Genomic DNA, 5681 nt, shown 5'->3' with positions numbered 1-5681 from the left:
GGGTGCATGAAGGCTGGAAATGCATGAAGGCCCACCCCGGGGTGGGGTGGGCCTTCATGTGAATGGTGTCCGGCGGCGTCCTACTCTCCCACCCCCTCTCGAGGGCAGTACCATCGGCGCTTAAGGGCTGAGCTTCCGGGTTCGGTATGGGACCGGGCGTTTCCCCTTCGCTATGACCGCCGTAACAGTATCGAGTTGTCGGGGTGCCCCCTGTGGTGTCCGCACTGTCCACGACCCTTGGGGGGTGTGGTGTGCGGGGTGGGGGTGGTGCCCGTTTCTCGGGAACCGCATAGTGGACGCGTGCATTGAAGTGTGGTGTGTGAAGTTGTCGGCTTATTAGTACCGGTCAGCTGCGACAGTCTTTCGTCCTGTCTTCCACATCCGGCCTATCTACCCAGTGGTCTAGCTGGGTGCCTTCACCCCACGTGGGGGATGGAAACCTCATCTTGAAGCAGGCTTCCCGCTTAGATGCTTTCAGCGGTTATCCCTTCCGAACGTAGCTAACCAGCGGTGCCCTTGGCAGGACAACTGGCACACCAGAGGTTCGTCCGTCCCGGTCCTCTCGTACTAGGGACAGCCCTTCTCAAGTTTCCTACGCGCGCAGCGGATAGGGACCGAACTGTCTCACGACGTTCTAAACCCAGCTCGCGTACCGCTTTAATGGGCGAACAGCCCAACCCTTGGGACCTACTCCAGCCCCAGGATGCGACGAGCCGACATCGAGGTGCCAAACCATGCCGTCGATATGGACTCTTGGGCAAGATCAGCCTGTTATCCCCGGGGTACCTTTTATCCGTTGAGCGACGGCGCTTCCACAAGCCACCGCCGGATCACTAGTTCCGACTTTCGTCCCTGCTCGACCTGTCGGTCTCACAGTCAAGCTCCCTTGTGCACTTGCACTCGACACCTGATTGCCAACCAGGCTGAGGGAACCTTTGAGCGCCTCCGTTACATTTTGGGAGGCAACCGCCCCAGTTAAACTACCCACCAGGCACTGTCCCTGATCCGGATGACGGACCGAGGTTAGATGGTCGATGCGGCCAGAGTGGTATTTCAACGTTGACTCCACCCACGCTGGCGCGTGAGCTTCGTAGTCTCCCACCTATCCTACACAAGCCGCATCGAACACCAATACCAAGCTATAGTAAAGGTCCCGGGGTCTTTCCGTCCTGCTGCGCGTAACGAGCATCTTTACTCGTAGTGCAATTTCGCCGAGCTCGCGGTTGAGACAGCGGAGAAGTCGTTACGCCATTCGTGCAGGTCGGAACTTACCCGACAAGGAATTTCGCTACCTTAGGATGGTTATAGTTACCACCGCCGTTTACTGGGGCTTAAATTCTGAGCTTCGCTTACGCTGACTCGTCCTCTTAACCTTCCAGCACCGGGCAGGCGTCAGTCCGTATACATCGTCTTGCGACTTCGCACGGACCTGTGTTTTTAGTAAACAGTCGCTTCTCCCTGGTCTCTGCGGCCCTCCCCGCTTCCCACCGCTAGGGTGTTGACGGTTCAGGCCCCCCTTCTCCCGAAGTTACGGGGGCATTTTGCCGAGTTCCTTAACCACGATTCGCTCGATCGCCTTGGTATTCTCTACCTGACCACCTGAGTCGGTTTGGGGTACGGGCGGCTAGAACCTCGCGTCGAGGCTTTTCTTGGCAGCAGAGGATCACCCGTTTCCCGCATACGCGGTCACTATCAGCTCTCACCCTCGTGTGGTGCGGATTTGCCTACACCACGGGCTACGGCCTTGGACGTGGACTACCATCGCCACGCCGGGCTACCTTCCTGCGTCACCCCTGTTAACACGCTTACCTACTACCGGTTTGGGTCCCACGCCGCCTCGTCAGGTGTCACCCGAAGGTGACGGTTGACGAATTGGGGTGGTGAGCATCACCGGGCTCGGTATGGGCGGTTCTTCGCCGGTAGGAGAATATCAACTCCTTGTCCATCGACTACGCCTGTCGGCCTCGCCTTAGGTCCCGACTTACCCAGGGCGGATTAGCCTGGCCCTGGAACCCTTGGTCATTCGGCGGACGGGTTTCTCACCCGTCATTCGCTACTCATGCCTGCATTCTCACTCGTGTGGGCTCCACCACTAGGTCACCCTGCGGCTTCACTGCCCACACGACGCTCCCCTACCCACCCACACACCTGAACACCCCAAAGGGTGCTGGGTTATTGTGTGAGTGCCACGGCTTCGGCGGTGTACTTGAGCCCCGCTACATTGTCGGCGCGGAATCACTTGACCAGTGAGCTATTACGCACTCTTTCAAGGGTGGCTGCTTCTAAGCCAACCTCCTGGTTGTCTGTGCAACTCCACATCCTTTCCCACTGAGCACACGCTTAGGGGCCTTAGCCGGTGGTCTGGGCTGTTTCCCTCTCGACTACGAAGCTTATCCCCCGCAGTCTCACTGCCACGCTATGTCTTACCGGCATTCGGAGTTTGGCTGACGTCAGTAACCTGGTGAGGCCCATTAGCCATCCAGTAGCTCTACCTCCGGCAAGAAACACGTGACGCTGCACCTAAATGCATTTCGGGGAGAACCAGCTATCACGAAGTTTGATTGGCCTTTCACCCCTAACCACAGGTCATCCCCTCAGTTTTCAACCTAAGTGGGTTCGGTCCTCCACGCCGTCTTACCGGCGCTTCAACCTGCCCATGGCTAGATCACTTCGCTTCGGGTCTAGACCCGGCGACTGTATCGCCCTCTTCGGACTCGCTTTCGCTACGGCTTCCCCACACGGGTTAACCTCGCCACCGAGCACTAACTCGCAGGCTCATTCTTCAAAAGGCACGCCGTCACCCCTGCTAGGGAGGCTCCGACGGATTGTAGGCACACGGTTTCAGGTACTATTTCACTCCCCTCCCGGGGTACTTTTCACCTTTCCCTCACGGTACTTGTCCGCTATCGGTCACTAGGTAGTATTTAGGCTTAGCAAGTGGTCTTGCCAGATTCACACGAGATTTCACGGGCCCCGTGCTACTTGGGATCCCCTCAACCAGGCCGCACCATTTCGTCTACGGGACTCACACCCTCTACGGTCCGCCTTTCAATGCGGTTCGACTATGACACGACTTTCTTACTGGCTACCGGACTGTCAGATCCGGTCAGAAGGTCCCACAACCCCGCATGCGCAACGCCTGACAGCTTGGCACGCACACGGTTTGGCCTCATCCGCTTTCGCTCGCCACTACTCACGGAATATCTCTTCCTGTCGGTACTGAGATGTTTCACTTCCCGACGTTCCCCCCTACACCCTATGTATTCAGATGCAGGTGACCAGGCATGACCCTGGCCGGGTTCCCCCATTCGGACATCCTCGGATCACAGCTCGTTTGCCAACTCCCCGAGGCTTATCGCAGGCTACAACGTCCTTCTTCGGCTCCTAGTGCCAAGGCATCCACCCTGTGCCCTTATAAACTTCGAACACACTACAAATATTGCTACAGAGATCCAAAGAACACCACACACAGCAAACCCGCCACGAGGGCGGGCCCACAACCATGCGATGCTTCTTGAACATCTGGGATGCTCGCGTCCACTATGCAGTTCTCAAGCAACGGACGAACCCACCAACCCCTCGGCCCGCCTACCAGCACCCCACAGACCCCCACACTCGGGAACCCGCGACCACCAGCGGTTCGCAACCAGGTCGATGACCCGTACCTCCTGTACTACCTGAAGAAACCCCCGACCAGCGGCCGGTTGCCTCAGGACCCAACAGCGTGCCCGACACGACCCACCACCGCGCACCCACCAGCGTTCCAACCACCCCCCGAAGGAGACGGCGTACTGACCAGCCGGCACGAACCAGCAGACCTCGACAGTCAATGTTCCACCCTTGAGCAACCACCAGACACACGAACGGCGTCTACGATGGCCTGCCTGACCCCAGGCCACCCACCGAAACGGCAGGCAACCCCACGGGGTATCAGATGCTCCTTAGAAAGGAGGTGATCCAGCCGCACCTTCCGGTACGGCTACCTTGTTACGACTTAGTCCCAATCGCCAGTCCCACCTTCGACCACTCCCCCCGGAAAACCGGTTGGGCCATGAGCTTCGGGTGTTACCAACTTTCGTGACTTGACGGGCGGTGTGTACAAGGCCCGGGAACGTATTCACCGCAGCGTTGCTGATCTGCGATTACTAGCGACTCCGACTTCATGGGGTCGAGTTGCAGACCCCAATCCGAACTGAGACCGGCTTTTTGGGATTCGCTCCACCTTACGGTATCGCAGCCCTCTGTACCGGCCATTGTAGCATGCGTGAAGCCCAAGACATAAGGGGCATGATGATTTGACGTCATCCCCACCTTCCTCCGAGTTGACCCCGGCAGTCTCCCATGAGTCCCCGGCATAACCCGCTGGCAACATGGGACGAGGGTTGCGCTCGTTGCGGGACTTAACCCAACATCTCACGACACGAGCTGACGACAACCATGCACCACCTGTACACCGACCTTGCGGGGCACCCATCTCTGAGTGTTTCCGGTGCATGTCAAGCCTTGGTAAGGTTCTTCGCGTTGCATCGAATTAATCCGCATGCTCCGCCGCTTGTGCGGGCCCCCGTCAATTCCTTTGAGTTTTAGCCTTGCGGCCGTACTCCCCAGGCGGGGCACTTAATGCGTTAGCTGCGGCACGGAACTCGTGGAATGAGCCCCACACCTAGTGCCCAACGTTTACGGCATGGACTACCAGGGTATCTAATCCTGTTCGCTCCCCATGCTTTCGCTCCTCAGCGTCAGTTGCGGCCCAGAGACCTGCCTTCGCCATCGGTGTTCCTCCTGATATCTGCGCATTCCACCGCTACACCAGGAATTCCAGTCTCCCCTACCGCACTCTAGTCTGCCCGTACCCGATGCACGCCCGAGGTTGAGCCTCGGGATTTCACACCAGACGCGACAGACCGCCTACGAGCTCTTTACGCCCAATAATTCCGGACAACGCTTGCGCCCTACGTATTACCGCGGCTGCTGGCACGTAGTTAGCCGGCGCTTCTTCTGCAGGTACCGTCACTTTCGCTTCTTCCCTGCTGAAAGAGGTTTACAACCCGAAGGCCGTCATCCCTCACGCGGCGTCGCTGCATCAGGCTTTCGCCCATTGTGCAATATTCCCCACTGCTGCCTCCCGTAGGAGTCTGGGCCGTGTCTCAGTCCCAGTGTGGCCGGTCGCCCTCTCAGGCCGGCTACCCGTCGACGCCTTGGTAGGCCATTACCCCACCAACAAGCTGATAGGCCGCGAGCCCATCCCCCACCGAAAAACTTTCCAGCACACGGCATGCGCCGCGCGCTCATATCCGGTATTAGACCCCGTTTCCAAGGCTTATCCCGAAGTGGAGGGCAGGTTGCTCACGTGTTACTCACCCGTTCGCCACTGATCCACCCAGCAAGCTGGGCTTCACCGTTCGACTTGCATGTGTTAAGCACGCCGCCAGCGTTCGTCCTGAGCCAGGATCAAACTCTCCGTAAAAGAGAGAAAAACACCAGAACCCCAAAGAGGCCCCAGCATTCAACGATACTGGCCAGACCAAGCTGAACTGCTCAGTCCGATCCAAAAGAACCAACAAAGGTTCCAACAAACTATTGGCATTGACTATCTATCAAGCACACTGTTGAGTTCTCAAACAACCGACGCACACCATCCAACACCGAAGCAACCGCTCCGATCCCGTCCGGGGCAACTC

General features: G+C 58.1%; 3 rRNA genes. All 3 read right to left on the bottom strand.

Going from position 1 to position 5681, the window contains the following annotated elements:
• Nucleotides 1-67: 67 nt before the first annotated feature.
• The 3 genes from rrf to LEP48_RS18240 all read right to left on the bottom strand — a co-directional run bounded on the left by rrf (nucleotide 68) and on the right by LEP48_RS18240 (nucleotide 5467).
• A 5S ribosomal RNA gene (rrf, locus tag LEP48_RS18250) occupies nucleotides 68-184 on the bottom strand.
• A gap of 132 nt (nucleotides 185-316) precedes the next feature.
• Nucleotides 317-3426, bottom strand: a 23S ribosomal RNA gene (locus LEP48_RS18245).
• 519 nt (nucleotides 3427-3945) lie between these two features.
• A 16S ribosomal RNA gene (locus LEP48_RS18240) occupies nucleotides 3946-5467 on the bottom strand.
• The 16S, 23S and 5S rRNA genes sit together here, the layout of an rRNA operon.
• Nucleotides 5468-5681: the final 214 nt, after the last annotated feature.

It is taken from the genome of Isoptericola luteus (assembly GCF_020297055.1).
Classification (GTDB): domain Bacteria; phylum Actinomycetota; class Actinomycetes; order Actinomycetales; family Cellulomonadaceae; genus Isoptericola; species Isoptericola luteus.
This window is presented reverse-complemented; position numbering and strand designations above follow the sequence as displayed.